The organism is Desulfuromonas svalbardensis, assembly GCF_055389415.1.
Genome location: NZ_AP042416.1, coordinates 2768434 through 2789408 on the forward strand (window position 1 = coordinate 2768434; position 20975 = coordinate 2789408).

The 20975-nt window shown below is 43.0% G+C and carries 20 protein-coding genes; 4 read left to right on the forward strand and 16 right to left on the reverse strand.

Features of this window, described 5'->3' with window-relative positions:
- Window positions 1-12: 12 nt before the first annotated feature.
- The 11 genes from ACZ5KY_RS12465 to rimI all read right to left on the reverse strand — a co-directional run bounded on the left by ACZ5KY_RS12465 (window position 13) and on the right by rimI (window position 11589).
- Window positions 13-912, reverse strand: a complete 900-nt coding sequence (locus ACZ5KY_RS12465; protein ID WP_464244220.1) for an ExeA family protein — start codon at window positions 910-912, stop codon at window positions 13-15.
- 42 nt (window positions 913-954) lie between these two features.
- Entirely contained in the window at window positions 955-3060 is a 2106-nt protein-coding gene (locus ACZ5KY_RS12470) for a tetratricopeptide repeat protein (RefSeq protein WP_464244221.1), read from the reverse strand.
- Window positions 3061-3253: 193 nt separating this feature from the next.
- Entirely contained in the window at window positions 3254-3970 is a 717-nt protein-coding gene (locus ACZ5KY_RS12475) for a pseudouridine synthase (protein WP_464244222.1), read from the reverse strand.
- On the reverse strand, window positions 3970-4533 hold the full coding sequence (gene scpB / locus ACZ5KY_RS12480) for an SMC-Scp complex subunit ScpB (protein WP_464244223.1): 564 nt from the start codon (window positions 4531-4533) through the stop codon (window positions 3970-3972). Before scpB ends, ACZ5KY_RS12475 begins: the two co-directional genes overlap by 1 nt.
- A 26-nt stretch (window positions 4534-4559) precedes the next feature.
- Window positions 4560-5297: a segregation and condensation protein A gene (locus ACZ5KY_RS12485; RefSeq protein ID WP_464244224.1), complete on the reverse strand. Its 738-nt coding sequence runs from the start codon at window positions 5295-5297 to the stop codon at window positions 4560-4562.
- 5 nt (window positions 5298-5302) lie between these two features.
- The gene (locus tag ACZ5KY_RS12490; protein WP_464244225.1) at window positions 5303-5980 is read right to left on the reverse strand and encodes a site-2 protease family protein; all 678 of its coding nucleotides are present in this window, start codon (window positions 5978-5980) and stop codon (window positions 5303-5305) included.
- A 51-nt stretch (window positions 5981-6031) separates the two neighbouring features.
- Entirely contained in the window at window positions 6032-8680 is a 2649-nt protein-coding gene (locus tag ACZ5KY_RS12495; RefSeq protein WP_464244226.1) for a CBS domain-containing protein, read from the reverse strand.
- Window positions 8681-8706: 26 nt separating this feature from the next.
- Window positions 8707-9630 carry a dihydroorotate dehydrogenase gene (locus ACZ5KY_RS12500; RefSeq protein ID WP_464244227.1) on the reverse strand — a complete coding sequence of 308 codons (924 nt, stop codon included), beginning with the start codon at window positions 9628-9630 and terminating at the stop codon, window positions 8707-8709.
- The gene (locus ACZ5KY_RS12505; protein WP_464244228.1) at window positions 9627-9785 is read right to left on the reverse strand and encodes a hypothetical protein; all 159 of its coding nucleotides are present in this window, start codon (window positions 9783-9785) and stop codon (window positions 9627-9629) included. Before ACZ5KY_RS12505 ends, ACZ5KY_RS12500 begins: the two co-directional genes overlap by 4 nt.
- A complete protein-coding gene (locus ACZ5KY_RS12510) occupies window positions 9778-10620 on the reverse strand; it encodes a dihydroorotate dehydrogenase electron transfer subunit (RefSeq protein WP_464244229.1) in 843 nt (280 codons plus the stop codon). Before ACZ5KY_RS12510 ends, ACZ5KY_RS12505 begins: the two co-directional genes overlap by 8 nt.
- 516 nt (window positions 10621-11136) lie before the next feature.
- The gene (rimI, locus tag ACZ5KY_RS12515) at window positions 11137-11589 is read right to left on the reverse strand and encodes a ribosomal protein S18-alanine N-acetyltransferase (protein WP_464244230.1); all 453 of its coding nucleotides are present in this window, start codon (window positions 11587-11589) and stop codon (window positions 11137-11139) included.
- Window positions 11590-11902: 313 nt separating this feature from the next.
- Between rimI and purM the strand changes: the two genes are divergently transcribed.
- The 4 genes from purM (at window position 11903) to rpmB (ending at window position 14358) form a co-directional block, all read left to right on the forward strand.
- The gene (gene purM, locus ACZ5KY_RS12520) at window positions 11903-12949 is read left to right on the forward strand and encodes a phosphoribosylformylglycinamidine cyclo-ligase (protein ID WP_464244231.1); all 1047 of its coding nucleotides are present in this window, start codon (window positions 11903-11905) and stop codon (window positions 12947-12949) included.
- 23 nt (window positions 12950-12972) lie between these two features.
- Window positions 12973-13638, forward strand: a complete 666-nt coding sequence (gene purN, locus ACZ5KY_RS12525) for a phosphoribosylglycinamide formyltransferase (protein ID WP_464244232.1) — start codon at window positions 12973-12975, stop codon at window positions 13636-13638.
- Complete coding sequence (locus ACZ5KY_RS12530; protein WP_464244233.1) at window positions 13638-14102, forward strand: 2-thiouracil desulfurase family protein; 465 nt, start codon at window positions 13638-13640, stop codon at window positions 14100-14102. Before purN ends, ACZ5KY_RS12530 begins: the two co-directional genes overlap by 1 nt.
- Before the next feature lie 67 nt (window positions 14103-14169).
- A complete protein-coding gene (gene rpmB / locus ACZ5KY_RS12535; protein WP_464244234.1) occupies window positions 14170-14358 on the forward strand; it encodes a 50S ribosomal protein L28 in 189 nt (62 codons plus the stop codon).
- A gap of 120 nt (window positions 14359-14478) precedes the next feature.
- Here rpmB and ACZ5KY_RS12540 read toward each other — a convergent pair whose 3' ends face one another.
- From ACZ5KY_RS12540 to ACZ5KY_RS12560, 5 genes are all read right to left on the reverse strand, one after another.
- Window positions 14479-16638, reverse strand: a complete 2160-nt coding sequence (locus tag ACZ5KY_RS12540; protein ID WP_464244235.1) for a RelA/SpoT family protein — start codon at window positions 16636-16638, stop codon at window positions 14479-14481.
- A gap of 95 nt (window positions 16639-16733) precedes the next feature.
- Window positions 16734-16943 (reverse strand): DNA-directed RNA polymerase subunit omega, encoded by a 210-nt coding sequence (rpoZ, locus tag ACZ5KY_RS12545; RefSeq protein ID WP_464244236.1) that lies wholly within the window; start codon window positions 16941-16943, stop codon window positions 16734-16736.
- Between the two features lie 17 nt (window positions 16944-16960).
- The gene (gmk, locus tag ACZ5KY_RS12550; protein WP_464244237.1) at window positions 16961-17581 is read right to left on the reverse strand and encodes a guanylate kinase; all 621 of its coding nucleotides are present in this window, start codon (window positions 17579-17581) and stop codon (window positions 16961-16963) included.
- Between the two features lie 190 nt (window positions 17582-17771).
- Window positions 17772-18650 carry a YicC/YloC family endoribonuclease gene (locus ACZ5KY_RS12555; RefSeq protein ID WP_464244238.1) on the reverse strand — a complete coding sequence of 293 codons (879 nt, stop codon included), beginning with the start codon at window positions 18648-18650 and terminating at the stop codon, window positions 17772-17774.
- Between the two features lie 133 nt (window positions 18651-18783).
- Window positions 18784-20664: a polysaccharide biosynthesis protein gene (locus tag ACZ5KY_RS12560; protein WP_464244239.1), complete on the reverse strand. Its 1881-nt coding sequence runs from the start codon at window positions 20662-20664 to the stop codon at window positions 18784-18786.
- Window positions 20665-20975 lie beyond the last annotated feature (311 nt).

A 20975-nucleotide genomic window follows, 5' to 3' on the forward strand; every position in this document is an offset into this window, starting at 1 on the left:
TGATGACTGTTGTTACCTTTTTTGTTCCATTTTAGCCAACAATGCCTCAATTTTCCCTAAATGTTGATCAACTCCATCTTGAGTACCAACATGTTTTAGATCAGTCAAGCCAAGATCACCAGCAATACTTTGCACAATTTGAGGCACAACACCTGGAAGCTTTTGCATAAATGCTTCAAACAGGCAGTTATCGCATAGCGTATTAATCAAGCGAGGAACACCACCAGAATAACGATAAATCAACTGAACAGCGGGGCCAGAAAATAGCATATTTTTAGCCCCAGCCACCTGAAGGCGGTGTTTAATATAGGCGACAGTTGAATCCTCATCTAACGAATGCAAATAGTAGCGTAAAGCCACCCGTTGGGCTAAGGGTTCATCGAGGCGTAAACACTCTTCAACTTCTGGCAAACCAAAGAAAATAAGATTTAACAGTTTTTTCCCCGGAATTTCGAGATTTAATAGCCCGCGAAACTCCTCCATCAAGGCACGCGTTTGTAACATTTGCGCTTCATCAATCAGAACGACAGCTCGACGCCCCTCTTGTTCTATCTCCAAGAGTCTTTCGTAAAGCTGTTTCAAAACTGTCATGCGATCAGCAGCGGGATTAACAACACCAAGCTGCATAGCAATTCGCGTCAAAATCCATCCTGGAGTAATGCCAGAATGAACCATAACAAGTAAAGATGACTCATACAAATCAACAGACAGGGTATCAAGAAGGCGGCGAGCAAGAGTTGTTTTTCCAGAACCAATGCCACCAACAAGAACAGCTAGGCCTTTGTTTGAATCAACAATACGCAAAAAACGCACTAAAGCCTGACTGTGCTGCTCGCTATCAAAATAAAAGCGCGCATCAGGTGCATTTGAGAATGCTTCTCTATCTAAACCAAAATGTTCGATATAATCCATTCCAGAAATCCTATCAAGTTAGCCAGAACCACCATCTATCCATTAGAGATAAGATACTCGACTTGTTTCTGAAACCATATCATCAACTAAATCTTTCAGCTCTCCAATTTTAACCGTGACATTACGAAAGCTTGGATCATTATCGGCCACAACCTGGTAACTAGAAAGTGCATCAGCATAACGATGCCACGCTTCGTACAGCAACCCTGTTTCATAATATAAAAGAATTTGATCTTTCATTGTGAGTGAAGGATCACTTAGACCTGAAGTAAGTACGCTTTCAGCTTCATCAAATTTTTGTTGATCGACATAACACGCTGCTTTCAATGAGACACAATCTAACATTCTCGATGGACTCTTAATCGCTTTATCAAATTCAGCGATAGCATCATCAAGCAATCCCATCTCTTTATATGCAATTCCAAGGTTATAAGAAGATTCCGTATCATCATCGGTAATAACCGTAACAATACCACGTTGAGAATCTGCAAGTCCTGGCCCCGTATCTGTTGTTTCAACATGAAGCTCATCAATACTGTTTTCGATATCAGAGGTGCTGTTATTGAAATCAAAACTTTCAACAGGATTCAACTCTTCGAGAGGAAAACCAATACCGCCTAGATCAAGATCAACAGTTACTTCAGTCGTTTTACTTAAATCGTCGAACTCAACATCAGGGACAGATTGACCTCCAGAGGTTTCACGACGTTGAGTAATTTGCTCTTTAAGATGCAACACACCTTTATGATCAGAATGTGTCGTGGCAAGGCGCTGATAAACCTGCTGAGCCTCTTCAAGTAATCCTTGCTGTAAATAAAAATCAGCCTCTTCAAGGTCTGCTTGTATGTCAACATGGGTCACGGCATCATCAGATGAATTTAAATCAAAAAGATCACCCTCACCCGCAGAAGACAGATCCTCAGCCAAATCAAAAGAGATATCATCAAACGTAACATCTTGAGACGAAGCTACGGAAGGTTCGCTAACAGTATCAAACTCAAGTTCTTCAAAAACAATCTCGCTCGCAGCGACAGAGCCTTCATCCTGAAACTCGAGCGAGTCAACGTCAAAATCACTACCAGAAGATTGTTGCTCGGCACCAAGATCAGAGGAAAGAACATCAAATAATTTTTCACCCTCTCCCAGCTCTTCATACACCGCATGGAGTGTAGTCAAAACATTACGGTTATCGGGAAGCAATTCACGTATTTGCTCATAAAATGGCTTAATTTCAGCCACTCTTTTTTCAGCAAAAAAGAACTCTTTTCCCTGTTCAAGATATGTTAAAGCCTTTGTCGTATCATCGGCATCCAACACGGCACGATAAATCGAAAGGTAATAGTCAAGATTCTGCTTATTCCCACCAATGAGTCGTTCAAGGCACTCAACTTCGTGAGTAAATTCAGAACATTGATGAAATCCCTTTGACAAAGCAAACAGAACATTTTCATCTTTAGGATGCTGGCGCTGTAGTTTAGTCAGAAACTGGACGCCACCTAATGGCTCGCCATGCTCAATCATTGCGAGACCATAACCAATGTGAATGTCTACATTGTTAGGCCAAACAGTCATAAAATGTTCATAAAAATTTTGCAATTGCTTGTAACTAGAGAGTTGTTTGAGTTTCTTTTCAACACTAGCAAAAGATTCATGCGCTAAAACATCGTCACCAATACGTGCATAAAACTCAGCAATTCGAATCCCGATGGTAATATTTTCAGGATCCAATTCGCGCATGCGATCCAGAATTTTTACTGCCTGTTCATTTTCTGCGGAGACTTCGTAAGCATGCAAGAGTGCTCTATACTCAGACAAGGCATTACCAACAAGACCTTGTTGTTCGTTTAGTTGAGCCAATTTCAAAGTATATTCTAAATTTTCAGGCACCAAACGTTGCATCTGCTTGTACACTGCAATCGCTTTTAAATAAAACGTATTATCAGCATAATAGGTCGCAACCACGTCGTAATGAGTCAGGGCTTCTTCAACATTCTTGATTCTACTGTATAATTCAGCGAGCTTCTGCCGGCTTCGAAAATCTTTAGAATCGATTGCAATAACCTTGAGATATTCCTTGATAGCTCGAGGAAGGTTGTTTTTTTGCAAAAACTTCTGCGCAGTTGCGAGTATTTTGTCTTTATTTGCCACAGCAGCCCTCTAACATTAGAAAATGACTTTTATCATAAAAATTAAACAGGGGTTAACACTAATGCAGTTCATCCTCAAGGTCAAGTGCATAATAGCCTGAATTCTCAAAGGAAAATGAATTCACGTTGCCACAATACTAACAAAAAGAGCCATCCTAATTAATGAAAACAGCAATGCAAACAAATTAGGTTCATCAACCTTGTTTCAATTTTTGAATTTCACGTAAATGTAACTTTCGCTTATGCCCGGGCGGCAGATCACCCAATTCAATATTAGCCATCCGTATTCGCTTTAAAGCACTAACACTAAAACCAACAGCTGTACACATGCGTCTCACTTGTCGATTTCGCCCTTCGGTAATCGTCATATCAAACCAGGTATTTTTACCTGAATAATTGATGTGATCAATTTTTGCTGGAGCGGTCACCCCATCCTCCAAAACAACACCTTTTTCCATCGATTGTTGAGCAGACCGAGTCAACTGTCCGCTCACCTTCACTCGATATGTTTTGGGTATTTTATGTCGCGGATGAAGCAAACTATGAGTCAACTCACCATCGTTAGTCAACAATAACAACCCCTCAGTATTAAGGTCCAATCTGCCAATGGGAAAAAGGCGCACCTTAACATCTTGCAAAAAGTGAAGGATTGTTGGCCGACCTTGAGGATCTTTAAGCGTCGTCACATACCCCATAGGTTTATTGAGGATATAATATTGTTTCTCCTCCAAACGGGGCAGTTCAACACCATTAAGACAAACCCGATCACTCGACAACGTGGCTTTATCACCCAACTGTGCCACCTCACCATTGACCGTCACACGCCCTTGTGAAATCCACACCTCAGCTTGCCGTCTCGACCCAAGTCCTGCTTTTGCAATTAATTTTTGTATCCGTTGTGATTCTTCCATTAACGATCAAAGTCCATTTCTAAAGAAAGTGCGACATCATCAGGATCTGAAAACTCCTTCAATTGTGGCAAACCAGTTAAATCTTTAAGTCCAAAATACTCCAAAAAATGACGACTCGTTCCATACAATAGCGGGCGTCCAGGAACATCCTTTTTCCCCACAATTTTCACTAATTGTTTCTCCATTAACGATCGAACGATACCGCCACTATCAACACCACGTAAGTATTCAATTTCAGCTCGGGTTACGGGTTGTCGGTAAGCAATGATAGCAAGGGTTTCCGTTGCAGCTTTAGACAATCGGTTGCGCCGAGAGCGATTTAGCTTTGCGACCCACGGTGCGTACTCTGCTCGGGTACGAAATTGAAAACCGCCAGCGATCTCCTGTAACACAACTCCGCGATTATCTTGAGCATAATCAACAGTTAACTCATGCAAACTACAACGCAACACATCGATATCAACTTCGAAGATAGCTTGCAAGCGCTCAAGTCGCAAGGGTTCATCACTACTAAACAACACTGCTTCAAGACGAGGCTTAAGTTTTGACGGTTCAGAATTCATAATTTTTGAGCCTTCAGGATGTATTTTTAATGCACAGGATAAAGATAAAGAGAGCCACGCGGATTCAGTTGAACCACACGACATTCTTGCCGCTTGACTAGTTCTAGAACCGCGATAAACATCACAACAACTTCTTCACGCCGTGGCAAACAAACAAAACATTCCTTAAACAACAGTTGTTCACGACCTTTCATCCGTTCCAGTAACCGCACTGTAGCCTCATTAACTGTCAACCCGGTTGCGGAAATATCATGATAACTAGGCGGGACAGGTTCTTTCAATAGATCACGTAACGCTACAACCAATTCAAACAACCCAACATCCCCATGCCTTTCCTCCGCAGTACTCACACTATCATCCTGAACATCAGACAGTTCAGGACGTGAGAAAACATCATGGTTAAGTTGAGGATAAGCCGAAAGCTCTTCCGCCCCCTCTTTATAACGACGATATTCGAGTAAACGCTGAACAAGCTCTACCCGTGGATCAAGTTCGTCCTCATCAACATCCTCTTCGTTAGCATGACGAGGAAGAAGGAGCTTTGATTTAATATGAACAAGGGTCGCCGCCACAACCAAGAATTCACTTGCTACATCAAGGTTTTGTGCTTCCATTTGATCGAGGTAGTTAAGATATTGAGTCGTGATTTTGGCCATAGGAATGTCATTAATATCCATCTCATTTTTTGTTACAAGATGCAGAAGAAGATCCAATGGTCCTTCAAACGAGTTGACCTTCACCTCATAGGCAACAGGGTGACTCACTTCGATTAACGACTAAACAAGAACTGAATCACATCGTTAACAACAATCATTTGCTGATTTGCCAACAATGAAACGACAGCCATAATAATTGGCCCTAGGATCAGTTGCCAAAACTGAGTAAAAAACACCAACGCAATCACGATCATAAAACCAAATGGTTCCAAACGCGAAAGCAAAGCGGCCTGATGTGTTGGCAATAAAGACGTTAACACCCTACCACCATCCAGTGGAGGGATAGGCATGAGGTTGAATACTGCCAAAATCACATTAATATAAAGACTAAATGCAGCCATCATAGCCAAAGGCTTTGTCACTGCACTCATATTTAACGGCAAGGCTGAATCAATAAAACCAACAGCTTGCAATACAATCGCCGAAAGAATCGCTAAACAAAAATTTGCTGCTGGACCTGCCAAAGCGACCCACAACATACTCTTTTTCGGGTTGCGTAAATTCGAAAAATTCACGGGGACAGGTCGTGCCCAGCCAAAGCCAACGAACAACAGCGCCAGTGTCCCAACAGGATCAAGATGGCGAAGTGGATTCAATGTTAAACGGCCCAAAAGACGAGCGGTTGGATCCCCCAAACGATCTGCCGCATAGCCATGAGAAACCTCGTGAACCGTCACGGCTAACAATGCGGGAACAAGCATAATTGAAATTTTAACTAAAATATGTTCCATAAATCATAAAGCTTCCATAAAAACGCTCATTAAGTGAACTATGACTTTGATCTACTCCAAGTCTTCGCTAACGTTTTGAACAAAACATACCTCATCTTCACGTGTAACGACTAGACGGTCGAGACGAGCATCAAGCAATGTTGCCAACATCTTCCCCATTTCAGGACCACGTTTCACCCCCAGACAAAAAAGATCACCACCATCCAACTTTACCGTGATCAGCTTAAGTTTTGTCACATAATGCGAAAGTGCTGATCGTACCGTTTCATGGGGGGTTATGGCCATAAAAAACAACACCAACTCGTGACTAGCCCCTTTAAATTGATGGTACAGCTCGCGATCCGAGACCTGTTCGATACGATGATGCTGGCGTTCTAAATTATGATACGCATCTAAATAACGTTGACGTTCAACAACAAATAGATGTTCCCAGCGCTTTGGCATGGCAAGCCGTTGACAAAGTTGCTGCATATCGTCAAACGATAGTGATGAACTCAAACAAAGAAAATAGACCACTTCACGATTCACCGCGTCATGTAAATATAATAACTCAAACCAATTCAAAGCCTTGTCAGCCTGACTGAAATGATCTTTGGTTTTACTATTAACAATAAGGTTTAAACTTACAAATTGAAGTAACTTTAAATCCGCCAAACGTTGAACTGCGGGAAACGGGTTTTCCTCTTTGAGGATAATCATCAATTCATTAAGCAGCCGAAACGGTCTAACCCGTTCGATAAACCCCATACTTACAGCACTTCGAAGCAAACGCTCGGTGTGTAATCCAAGTTTAAAACCTAAACGCTTCTCAAAGCGTATGGCCCTAAAAACTCGGGTTGGGTCTTCAACAAAACTAAGATTATGTAGAACCCGAATCGCCTTATCATGCAAGTCTCGTTGCGCGCCAAAGTGGTCCAATAATTCACCAAAAGTGGATTCATTCAATGAAAGCGCTAAGGTATTGATAATGAAATCACGTCGATATAGGTCCAACTTGATCGAAGCCTCTTCAACCAACGGCAATGCACCAGGTTCAAGATAGTGTTCTGTGCGAGTCGAAGCAATATCGATTTTAAAACCATCATTAAAGACAATGACAGCCGTAATAAATTTTTGATGACTACTCACTCGACAATCAAAGTGACTTGCAAAGGAGTGAGCAAACTCAATGGCATTGCCTTCAACAACAATATCAATATCGAGATTCTTCTTATGCAGGAGTAAATCGCGAACAAAGCCACCCACAGCATAAACACGTAAGTGATCTTCTTCGGCAACAAAAGCGATCTCTTTAAGTCGTTGGCGCACGATTTCCGGAAGCTGGGTGTTAATTAACCGGGTAACGTGGCGCTTGGTTAAGCTGTACGCGTCGCCCTTTATCACCTGACGAGAATCGCTGTGCAGCTTTCGCCCCTCAGAAACCGTATGGCGAAGCAGATCGGCTCGAGTAACAACACCAACCAATTTATCGTGATCAACAACAGGAACAAAGCGTTGATGCTGTTCAACAACTAATTGCTGAATTGCGTCAAGCGGACTCTGTAGCGAAACAGATCCGAATTCTGTTGTCATGTATTCCGATACAGCGATATCAGCCAAGCCATGATGCACAGCTCGTTCAACAATTTGGCGCGAAAGAATACCGACAAGCGTGCCATGGTCAACAACAGCGAGACCGTTAACATGGTAACGGGTCAACAACTCGCGGGCAGAATGGATTGAATCGGCGCCATCGACACAACGCACTGGGGCTGACATCAAATGTCGCGCCTGACAATGCGGCACAATATGCTGTTCAATAATTTTAGGCAATTGCGCCATCACCTGAACCAGTGTTTCATCGCGAACCGTTGCCGAGGCGGCCGTTGCGTGGCCACCACCACCAAGCTCTGCCATGACATGACCAACATGCAAATCGTCAATGCGCGAACGACCAACCAAAAAGATACGGTCTTCTAAACGGACGGCAACAATCAACACATCAAGCTGTTCCATATCACGAATCTTGTGCGCTAAAATGGCGACATCGCCGACATAACAATCGATCGAAGCTTGTGCCAAATAGACATCTACGCCATTAATCGATATTAGTTGCAATGATTGCAGCAATTGATGGAGCAACTCGACCTGTTCAACGGACAGTTCACGAATCAGAACCTGCCCCACTCGATTCAGATCAGCTCCGCAGCCAAGCAAAAAACTCGCCGCAGCATAATCATCCTGAGTCACGTTCGGAAACGTCAAATTACCGGTATCTTCATACAGTCCCAACATCATCATGGTTGCCGTGTCATCATCAGGGATAATCCCCCTGACTTGCAACAGCTTCGCCAAAACGGTTACCGTTGAACCAACAGACTCAATATGTGCCAACGACGCAGTCCTGTTCACAGCAGGGAGAGGATGATGGTCATATATATGTAACTCAACATCATGACGGTCATACAGCGGAGCAAACGGCCCAATTCGATCAGGACTATTAACATCAACAAGAATCAGACGTTTTACCGCGGTAAAATCGACATCTTTGCTACGACTAAACTCGAGACTTCGACCAACAGGTGTCGTTAAAAATTCTCTTAGCGCTGGCTCTTGAGCTCCTGCAAAAACAAGGACAGCCTCAGGATACAACAACTTTGCAGCAGCCATTGCACCAAGACAATCAAAGTCAGCATTAATATGAGTTGTTATGACATCCATTGTTCACCGTTACTTAAGAAGCATGATTAAGCCTTTAAACTACCAATCCAGTCCTGAATATTGTCAATATTTTTTTGACAACAAAACTGACTGATACCATCAACAATTTCAGCCATCGCTCCCGGGTTTACCAAATTAGCGGTTCCAACTTGAACGGCCTGCGCACCAACCAACAAAAACTCTAACGCATCTTCTGCCGTCATAATTCCACCAACGCCAATTACAGGCAGCGAAACAGCTTGAACTACTTGATGAACCATACGTAAGGCAACGGGTTTAATTGCTGGCCCCGAAAGGCCACCCGTTCCATTTGCCAGCCGTAGTCGCTGTGAATGAATATCAACGGACATCCCCGTTAACGTATTAATACAACAAATAATATCAGCTCCCGCCTCTTCAACAGCACGTGCCATGACAGTAATATCGGTGACGTTCGGAGTTAATTTGACAATCAGTGGTTTGTCAAGACATCGGCGAACTTCAGATACCACCTGTGCCGCAGCACATGGCTCGGTGCCAAAAACAATCCCGCCCTGCTTCACATTAGGACAAGAGATATTTAGCTCAACCGCTGAAACAATATCGATCCCTGACAACTTGTCGGCAACCTGAATATACTCCTCTAACGTATTACCAAAAAAATTTACAATAACAGGTGTTTCAAGTTGCTCTAAAAAAGGGACCTTTTCGCGCACAAAGGTATCGATGCCGACATTTTGTAAACCGATAGCATTGAGCATTCCCGATGAGGTTTCGGCGATTCTAGGTGTAGGATTACCCGCCTTCGGGTTCAGTGAGATCCCCTTAGTAACAATAGCCCCAATTTTATTCAGATCGAGATAAGGACTAAACTCTGCACCATAGCCAAAAGTTCCCGATGCAGGCATCACTGGATTACGAAGCTTCAAGCCTGCTAAATCGACAGCAAGCGATGGTGTTTGATCAATCATAATGGACTCGCAAAAAAAGATGAGTTGGCTAAGTTAAAATTGCGTCCACCAAGGCGTAATAGTTGCTCAGGGGTGAAGGCATAGTTACTTATGTCGAAGTCATGAGCTGCCGTTGCAACGCAGAAGGGCGGATTTTTTACGACGCCATCAATCATGACTGCTTATTCTCCCTTGGCTCCAGGCTAACGCCTCAGCGTCGAAAACGGGGCCTTGCTTACAGGTACAGAGGTAATCAGGTTCTTCGTCACTATGATCCTTACTTGGCACCACACAGCCCAAGCAAGCACCAATTCCACACGCCATGAGAGCTTCTAGCGATACCTGTAAATCAACGTCGGCAGCATGACAAATCGTACGTACCGCTGCTAACATCGGCATGGGCCCACATGCGTAAACTTTAGCATCAGGAAAACGGGTCAACTTACGCGATAAAACAGCCGTAACGAGCCCCTCTTCACCTAGACTGCCATCATCGGTCGACACATACGTTTCAACACCAAGTCGCTCAAATTCAGTGATCCCTAAAATATCGTCACGGGTGCGACCACCCATCAATAATCGTACTGAATCACCACGTTGGCATAACTGTTCAGCTAGCATATAGAGTGGCACTAAACCAATACCACCACCCACCAGAAGGTGATTTACACTATTATTTTCGAGTAAAAACCCTTCACCAAGCGGGCCGAGCAATTCAACGGGATCACCATTTTTAAGTTCTGACATCATCGTCGTTCCGGTGCCAACCACTTTATAGAGCAATTCAACAAAATCACGTTCAGGCAAATCAGTACATTGAGCTGGCAATGTTCCAGTGCGAAAGATGCCAAAAGGTCGCCGTAATAATGGTTGCGATTGTGGTTGAACACGCAACATCACAAATTGACCCGCCTGAGCTTGCTGAGGATAACCTGGCGCTAAGATCATCATGCGAAAGTAACCGGGTGCAATTTCGCTATTATTTAGTACAACCGTTTTAAGGTTTTTCATCGTCTTGACTGCCTTTCATTATTCCAAATCATCTTTTTCAAACCTTTTCTTTAGCCTCGGGATAAAATCTGATTGTAAACCTAGGCAAGTGCTTTAGTTTCTGACCTTATCTGATTGTATCCGCAGCTGAATGTTCTTGAGCTACAAGCGAAAACCGGCTCACACAAAGCCACGAAGTCACAAAGGGTGGATCTTAACCTCGAAAATCATGAACTTGGTTTGATATAGATCTACTTGGTGTCTTTGTGCCTCCGTGTGCTGAAATAGCTTTTGACCTGCAAGCAACAAACATTTCTAGTTTCGTGATTACTTCATGATCAGATCTAATTTCAAGCCAGTTCAAGGGCTTGGCCGCTGATGAGGTCCGATAAAATCTGATGTTAACCCAGTTCAAATGACTTACTTTTTGCTTAGCCCTTAAACCGATCTGATCACGGCACTTATCCTGAGGCTAAAAACAGCCTTTGACCTATCAGATGTTATCAGATTGAATCCGCGGCTAAATGTTTTTGACCTTCAGACTTGATCAATCGTTCGTTGCCAACACATCAACAACGCATCTTCACCGTCGGAATAATACCCTTTTCGGCGATCGGTAACACGAAATAAATGTTTTTTATACAAGTAGATTGCCGCATCATTATTACAACGAACTTCAAGAAAAACCCGATCAATTCGTTGTTCGTCAATATAAGTCCACAGCGCTTGCATTAACAACGCAGCAACACCTTTTCTCTGCCAATCTGGTGCTGTCGCAACATTATGAATTTCAACTTCACCAGCAATATTCCACAAACAAAGATAGCCGATCACTTCATCAGCGCAAATACAGACAAACAACTGCGCTAACGGATTATCAAGTTCACGTTGAAAGAGATCCGTAGACCACGGATGAGGATAACAAGACTGCTCAATCGCAACAACTTGTGGCAAATCATTGGCGACCATCTGGCGTAAACACCATTTCATAGTAGAAAAACACTCACTTTAATCATTCAGGACAACTGACAATTCATCGAATTTAGTATAGACTTTCAAACAAAACTAAAATAACTACAAAGTTAAAGCACAGTCGCCACCCAGCAATGAGGTTAGCGGCTAACACAAGTATTATCATCATAACATCATTTTTTCCATTTTATGCTACCCCCCTCTCACTGTAAAGGGGCGATTAGTGACACAGAGAAGGAACAACCTGAATCGTTAAAAAGGTGAGTTTGACATTGACAACTGATAGTCCATGTTTTATTAATTGACGCCACTTTCGTACGAGGAGTTTAAATTGGACAAAAATAAAGTTACTTACAAAGATGCTGGCGTAGATATCGATGCTGGCAACCGTTTTGTTGACATGATCAAGCCATTAGTTAAAGCAACCTCCCGCCCTGAAGTCTTAACTGACATCGGCGGTTTTGGCGGTCTGTTTTCATTTCATGCTGACAAATATAAAAAACCAACCCTTGTTTCATCGACAGATGGGGTAGGAACAAAACTAAAGCTCGCTTTTATGATGGATAAGCATGACACCGTCGGCATTGATCTTGTTGCCATGTGTGTGAATGATATTATCGTTCAAGGCGCTGAGCCGTTGTTTTTCCTTGACTACATGGCCACCGGCAAACTTTCTCCCGAAAAAGCAACGGAAGTTGTCAAAGGGATTTCAGAGGGTTGTATACAAGCTGGCTGTGCACTCGTTGGCGGTGAAACCGCAGAGATGCCTGGTTTTTATTCCGAAAGCGAATACGATTTAGCTGGATTCACTGTTGGGGCTGTAGACAACGATAAAATCATCGATGGTTCGAGTATCACCGTTGGTGACAAAATCATCGGTATTGCCTCAAACGGACTCCATTCAAACGGTTTCTCCCTAGCACGTAAAGTGTTCTTTGAAATAATGGGGCTTAAACCAACAGATACCCTTGAGGGCTTTGAGCAATCAATTGGTATGGAACTCTTGACACCGACCCGTATCTACGTCAAAACGATTCTTAATATTATTCGTGATTTTGAGATTAAGGGGATGGCGCACATTACTGGTGGTGGACTGTTAGAGAATGTTCCTCGGGTTATGCCTCGCCACTGTCAAGCAACGATTGCTCGTGATAGCTGGGAAAAACCACCTATTTTTAAAGCACTACAAGAAGGTGGCAACATTGACGACACAGAGATGCACCGAACATTTAACAATGGCCTAGGAATGGTAATGATCGTTCCAAGTAACCAATGTGAAGATATTCTGATCCGCTTATCTGGTCTCAATGAGTCAGCATGGGAGATCGGTATCATCGAAAAAAGTGCTGATGAAGCCCCAAGTGTAAAACTCGTATAACAGCGCAAAGACAGGAGATCAGCGTGGCTGAAAAACTTCGAATCGGCGTACTGGCCTCCGGTGGCGGCACAAATTTACAATCTATTATTGATGGCTGTCAAACAGGGAGCATCAATGCTGAGATTGTCACAGTCATAAGCAACAACCCCAGCTCAGGCGCTCTCAATAGAGCCTCTAGCGCTGGAATTATGACACAATGTATTGACCACCGAAGCTTTGAAAAAAGAGACGACTTTGATAGCGAAGTGGTATCAGCCCTTAAGAGAAGCAATGTACAACTCGTTGTATTAGCAGGTTTCATGAGAATTATCGGCCAACGTTTCCTCGATGCATTTCCGAGCCGAATCATGAATATTCACCCTGCCCTTCTGCCGTCGTTTCCAGGCCTGCATGTGCAACAAAAAGCGCTGGATTATGGTGCTCGGTTTGCAGGCTGCACGGTTCACTTTGTTGACGGCGGCGTTGACACAGGGCCTATTATTGCTCAAGCCGTTGTTCCAGTGCTTGATAACGATACGGATGAAAGTTTATCTGCCCGTATTCTTGTTCAAGAACATAAAATTTACCCTCAAGCCATTGAATGGTTTGCTCAGGGGGCACTCAGTATTACCGGACGAAAAGTGATCGTTTCAGCGCAAGTCCAAGATTCCACGCAGGAGCTTATCAACCCTCCTCTGGATCACACATAATGTCACGCCCGGTATTGGTAAGTGCTTGCTTACTTGGCTTAAATACTCGCTACAACGCAAAGATTAAAAAATGTGCAAAAGTTATTAATTTTTTAGAAAAAAACAACATGCTTCCAATCCCATGCTGTCCCGAACAGCTCGGTGGCCTCGCAACACCACGGCCCTCTTGCTCATTTTCTCACGGTGACGGTGAAACAGTATTGAACGGTTGCGCTAAGTTGCTCAACACAAACGGGGAAGACAAGGCAGAACAGTTCATATTAGGGGCAAAACAAAGCCTAGAGGTTGCAAAGCTTTCACGGTGCACCCTTGCCCTACTTAAAGAGAGAAGCCCGTCATGTGGCGTATATAGTGTCTATCAAGGGACACAACTCATTGACGGTAAAGGTGTCACCACAGCATTATTATCACAACACGGAATTCACATATTAAGCGAAGAGAACTTGGACGACTGGAATAATTAATTCTTGCTTCAGTTAAAAGATTATGCTAGTTATACGCGTTCTAAATATTCAGGAGGTCTATAGACATATGTCCAGAACATGCGAAATTTGCGGCAAAAAGCCGGTAACAGGAAACAACGTCAGCCACGCACATAACAAAACCCGTAAAACTTGGTATCCTAACCTGCAAAAGGTTCGGGCTGTCAAAAACGGCGCTGTTAAATCTATGAAAGTTTGCACCCGTTGCATCCGTTCAGGAGCAGTCACTAAGGGCTAAACTAAGTAGTTCGTGCGTGAAAAACAAAAAAGGGGAACTGAATCATTTGATTCAGTTCCCCTTTTATTTTAATCATATATTTTGAGCCATGATAAAAATTGAAGTGCAAAGCATGAAGCACTAAAACCGCTCGCGCAGCCGTTCGACTCGATAGACGCCCGACAATCCCTTCAACTCTTTCATCACTTTTTTAAGGTGTTCAACATTTTTCACCTCAATTTCAAATTCATTGATCCCTTTATTGTCTTTGGTTGTATTAACTCTTGCGCTTGAGATACCCGCTTCACAGTTTGAAATACAGGCAGTAATATTCGCCAACAGCCCTTTTTCATCATGACAATAAACATTAATTTTAACGTTGCGCGAGGCGGATGTACTCAGGTCCCATTCAACGTCTACGCGTCGCTGGACATCAGTTTCAAGCAGATGTGAACAATCGGCAGCGTGAATCGTAATGCCGTGTCCACGGGTAATAAAACCAACGATATCGTCACCAGGGAGTGGATTACAGCATTTAGCAAAACGAACTAAAACATCATCAATCCCCTGAATACGGATCGCACTATGTGAAGGCTTCTTACGAATCTTATCTAAAACACGGCCCAAACCAGATAGTTTACGTTGCGGCCTGACTGTATCAGCGGGCAAAACACGACCAACAACCTGTCGAGCTGACAGTTTACCATAACCAACAGCAGCAAGAACCTCCTGCACATCCTTAAAACCAAGATCTTTAGCAGTCTCAAGCATGACAGGGTCAGGCAACAATTTATTTAAACTACGCCCGTACTTACGCAATTCCTTATCCAAAATAGAATGCGCTAACTCAATACTTTTTTCGCGCTCTTGCGTTTTAATCCAATGGCGAATTCGGTTACGCGCTTTCGATGATTTTACAAAATTGAGCCAATCTTTACTCGGAGTTTGATTTGGCGAGGTCAACACCTCAATCACATCACCATTAAATAGTTCAGTCTTCAATGAAACCAGTTTATTATTGACCTTAGCACCCACACAGCGATGACCGATGTCTCCATGAATCGCATAAGCAAAATCTATCGGGCAAGCACCACGTGGCAGTTCACGAACATGACCTTGCGGCGTAAAGACATAGACCTCCTCAGGAAAAAGATCAACGTGTGGCTCACTAACAACTTCAAGCGAGGCATTCATCTCCCGCTGCCATTCAACCATGTGACGCAACCAGCTGAAACGATTATCGTCAGCAGCACCAGAAGTCGCGCTACCCTCTTTATACATCCAATGGGCAGCGATCCCCTCCTCGGCAACACGATGCATCTCTGTGGTACGAATTTGCACCTCCATCCGCTTACCATATGGACCTATCACTGACGTATGCAGCGATTGATACATATTCGATTTCGGCATGGCAATAAAATCTTTAAAGCGCGAGGCAATCGGCTTCCATCCTTCGTGAATAATCCCTAAAGCGGCGTAACATTCACGAACAGAACTGACAATGATTCGAAAGGCGATCAAATCATACATCTGATCAATATCAATATGTTGTCGTTGAATTTTTTTATAAATTGAGTACAGGTGTTTCGAGCGACCATAAACATCACCATCAATCCCCTGACTACGCAATTTAGTATCAATCTGCTCACGAACCTGCTGAACATACTCATCACACTGATCGGTTTTAAAGAAGGTCACACGTCGATCAAGGTCAGCATAGGCATCAGCATAGAGATACTTGAAAGATAGATCTTCAAGTGAGGATTTCATCCAACTAATACCAAGTCGGTTTGCCAACGGAGCATAGACATCCATTGTTTCACGAGCGATCAGCTGTTGTTCATTGGCTGGATATGCGTGCAGAACCTGCATATTGTGCAAACGATCTGCCATTTTAATAAGAATTGTCCGAAAGTCGCGCGCTATGGCCAACAACATCTTACGAAAACTTTCGGTTTGTTGACCACCACCTTTTTGAAAGATGATCATATTGATACGGGTTAGACCTTCGACCAACAAAACCACAGGCTCGCCAAGCTGTTCACGAAGTTGATCAACTGAAGACAATTCTCTCTCTAATACATCATGCACGAGTGCAGCCGCAATGGTCGTTACATCCATTTTAAGACGAACAAGTAATTTCGCCACCGCAACAGGATGATCAAAGAGGGGACTACCGGATCGGTTAAGATGTTCACGATGGATCTGTTCACTATACAGGTAGGCATTACGGATCAAACTAAGGTCTGTATCTGGAAGGTACTCAGCTACAGCGGTAAGTATTTCATCAAGGCAGTTCAAAATGATTCACCATGGATGATAAAATCAAAAAAAGATGGGAAGAATAAAAAAGGCGGCATCAAACGATGCCGCCAATCATAACTCAACGAAAGGGCTTAGTAGGTACTCGTATCTTGAGCTTCAAATTCGATTTTCCCAGCAGCAATCTCACGTAGCGCCAGAACCACTTTCTTGTTACCAGAAACATTTTCCACCAAAGGTGGTGCACCGCGATACAATTGCTTGGCTCGTTTAGCCGCAACCATGGTTAACAAAAAACGATTTGAAATCTCATCTAAACAATCTTCAACGGTAACACGTGCCATCTGTATAACTCCTTAAGCTATCTACTAGTATTTATATTTAAACTTTGCGCTACAATCGGAAACATGAGACGACTCCGACATCGTTCTGCACAAATTACGGATTTAAGTTCCATCAAAGCGACATCAAAATCATCATTAATAATAACATAGTCGTACCACTTAGCTTCTTGCATTTCGCCATGAGCATTTTTAATACGACATGCGACAACGTCTGCACTATCGGTATCTCGGCCACGTAGGCGACGCTCTAACTCACTGAAGCTCGGTGGAGCAATAAATATAAATACTGCTTCGACACCATGTTCTTTTAACTGTTCCGCGCCTTGAAAATCGATATCAAGGAGAATATCACGTCCACTGTCACAGGCATCCGTTAGAGTTTTAACTGCCGTACCATAACAATTACCATGAACCTCAGCCCACTCGACAAACTCTTTATTGTCAACCATCTGTTGAAACATGGCTGAAGTCACAAAATGGTAATCAACTCCATCCACTTCGCCAACACGAATTGAACGCGTTGTAAACGACACAGAATGGCCTAATTCTGGCAATAAGTCAATAAGAGCATGACACAATGTTGTCTTACCCGCTCCAGATGGTGCTGAAATTACATATAACAAACCATGACGTTCCATGTTCAGTCTACCTCTTAGTGCTTTGTCATTACAAAATTTCGAGTGCATGACATAGCATCGTGTTGTTTATGCAAGGCGTAAAACCGCAGGAATGGCCAGCCTCACTTCAAGTTTTTGCAACGCAGCAGATACGGCGCGAGGCGAAGTCAGGCCCGAAGATTTTGTGTTGATAGAGCACTCTTTTCGTTCGTTATTCAATATTCTGAACTTGTTCACGTATTTTTTCCAATTCAGCCTTAATCATAACAACATGACTCGTCAACTCTGCGTCGTTTGATTTAGACCCCATGGTATTCGTTTCACGATTAAGCTCTTGTAGCAAGAAATCCATCTGTCGGCCAACGGCCTCAGTGGAGTCAAATAATAACCTAAATTGCTGCAAATGGCTTTTAAAACGTACAACTTCTTCACAGATATCACACCGGTCGGCAAAAATAGCCAGTTCCTGAGCGATGCGCTGAGGGTCAGGTTCAACATCATCAAGCAAACGAGCCAAACGACCCTGAAGCTTCTGTTGCCACTCCAGTGCTACCTGTGGGGAACGTGTTTCAATTGTTGTCAAGAGGGTTTCCATCAGATCAAGACGCATCTGAATATCAGCCTGCAAAGCAGCTCCTTCTTGCTGACGCATCTTTTCAACAGCATCAATTGCTAACATCAACGCCCCTTGAAGCTGATCGCGAACAACCTCTTCATCCATATCAACTTCACGTAATTGAATGACATCTCTTTGTGCTGCAATCAACGAAACAGGAATATCGCTCGACAAATTATATTGACTGCTCATTTGAGTAAACAATTTCACATACTCAGCAGCTAAGGAATCATTTAAAACGGGTGTTAAAAGTGCTTCCTCAGTCGTTTCACGGTTGATGAAGACATCAACTTTACCGCGAAACAAGCGACCTGAAATGTGTTTTTTAATCTCTCGCTCTAGATACAAAAGCGCACGAGGACACTTAACACCCACATCAATATGGCGATGATTGACCGTCTTAATCTCAACACTATATTGAGCATCACTCCCTACGAGCTGCCCTTTACCATAACCAGTCATACTTTTAATCATAAAATGATCCAATTCAAGAGAGATAGTCGCACAAAAACAAGAAAGTTAAGCTAAACCCGAGGGTGATGTATCATAGCCATATCATTCTGTACACGACAAATTCAACAGAGTGATAAAATCAAACCGTTTACCGTTAACTCTCTTTATCATTAAGTATTTTTCGCGCAGAACCATGTTCAGCTGGTTGATATTCTGGAACAATCTGTTGCAGCAAATCAAGCACTTGAGTAAGGTCCATTTTGCGTGCGGCATCAAAGAGTAAAGTGAGTTGCTCCTGAAGAACAACCTCATCTTCAATAACTGAGGCGGCGACACAAATCTTCTTATGGCTTGTCGGCTGAACACCTTCACCATCTAACAGCAGCTCTTCATATAGTTTCTCACCTGGTCGCAAACCAGTAAATTCAATTCCGACCTCATCATAAGGAACCTTACCCGACAAGCGAATGAGCTCTTCCGCCAAATGGAGGATCTTAACGGGTTCTCCCATATCCAATAGATAGATTTCACCACCATTGCCCATACTCCCAGCCTGCAAAACTAACTGCGAAGCCTCAGGTATCGTCATAAAGAAGCGCGTAATATCCTTATGCGTTACCGTAATTGGGCCGCCCTCTTTAATCTGCTCGGTAAAGGTTGGGATAACACTACCATTACTACCTAAAACATTACCAAACCGCACGGTTACAAAACGGGTTTTGCTCCGTCGTGATAATGCTTGAACAATTTTTTCTGCGCTGCGCTTGGTGGCCCCCATCACATTAGTCGGATTAACCGCCTTATCTGTCGACACCGTGACAAAGCGTTCAACACGAAACAGATCAGACGCTTCAGCGATAACCTGTGTGCCACGCACATTATTATTCACCGCTTCAGCAGGGTTCAACTCCATCATTGGTACATGTTTATAGGCCGCCGCATGAAAAACAACCTGTGGCATAAACTCATCGAAAATCGCTTCAACACGAGCACGATAACGGATATCACCAATAATTGGAAAAATTGGCATGTCAGGATAGAGCCCACAAAGTTCTTTTTCAATCTCAAATAAAGGGGTTTCTGCATTTTCAAACAGAATTAATTTATCAGGAGCAAAACGACAAACTTGACGGCACAACTCACTACCAATACTACCACCTGCGCCAGTAATTAATACACGCTTACCCGCTAAGTAGTTCGATATTTTTTGATTTTCAATCTGGACAGGATCACGCCCTAAAAGATCTTCAAGTGACACATTTTTAAGCTGTTGCACTGAAACGGAACCATCAATCAAGCTGCCAACGCTTGGCAATGTTTTGAATGGCACTTCTGCCTGCTGGCAGAGAGCGACAATCTGTTTAATTTTTGCCCCATTCGCCGAAGGGATCGCAATCACCACTTCTGCAACTTTTTCCCGCCGACAGACACGGGGAATTTTGTCACAGCCACCAAAAACAGTTAAATCATGAAATTTTTCCCGCTGTTTACGCGGATCATCATCAACAAATCCAACAGCCGTATATTTCAATTTACGATTAAGGTGCAATTCACGCGCAATCATCTGCCCTGCACTACCAGCTCCGACAATCAAGATGCGCCGATCATCATCTTTGTTAAATAACATTGGATAATAATTTTCACGCCAAGCTCTAATGGAAAAACGGATCCCTGCAATAAAAAGAAAACTAAATAATCCATCTAAAAACAGCACTGTACGCGGTATCGATTCGAGTCGATAAATAAAGACCGCATAGGCCACGACACCAGCTGAAGCAATAATGTTGGCCTTGCAAATCGAAATCAGATCTGTCATCGAAACGTAGCGCCACCAACCATTAAATAAACCATAGCGCCAAAAAACGATGATCTTAATCGCAATGACAGCAGGCAAAAATTGCCAAAAGATGGCAAAATTTCGTGGCATGAAGGTAAAATCATAACGCACCGCAAAGGCTAAGAATAACCCCAAAGCAATGATAACAATATTGGTGCCAATAATCAGTGGCAACTTTTTTTGGAGAAAATTTTTCATAACAGGAGTTTTAGCACATTCTAAGACATAATTCGACAACAGAGATATGGTACCGGTAAATAATTTTGTTTAATTTAAGCTAATTAGCGAGCCAGCCCTGCGGGTGAAATCTCATAGAGCAACTTTTTCCAAAATAAAAGATCTGATAGATACTCAGGATAAAATCTGTTTTACAAACAAACCAAAGGTCTTGCTTTTTTTAGCCCTCATCCGGAATTTATCCGATTTTATCATGAGGCTGGGAAGACAGATTTTGACTTGCAAGCGACAACCTTTTTCTTTAGCCTCGGGATTACTTCATGATCAGGACT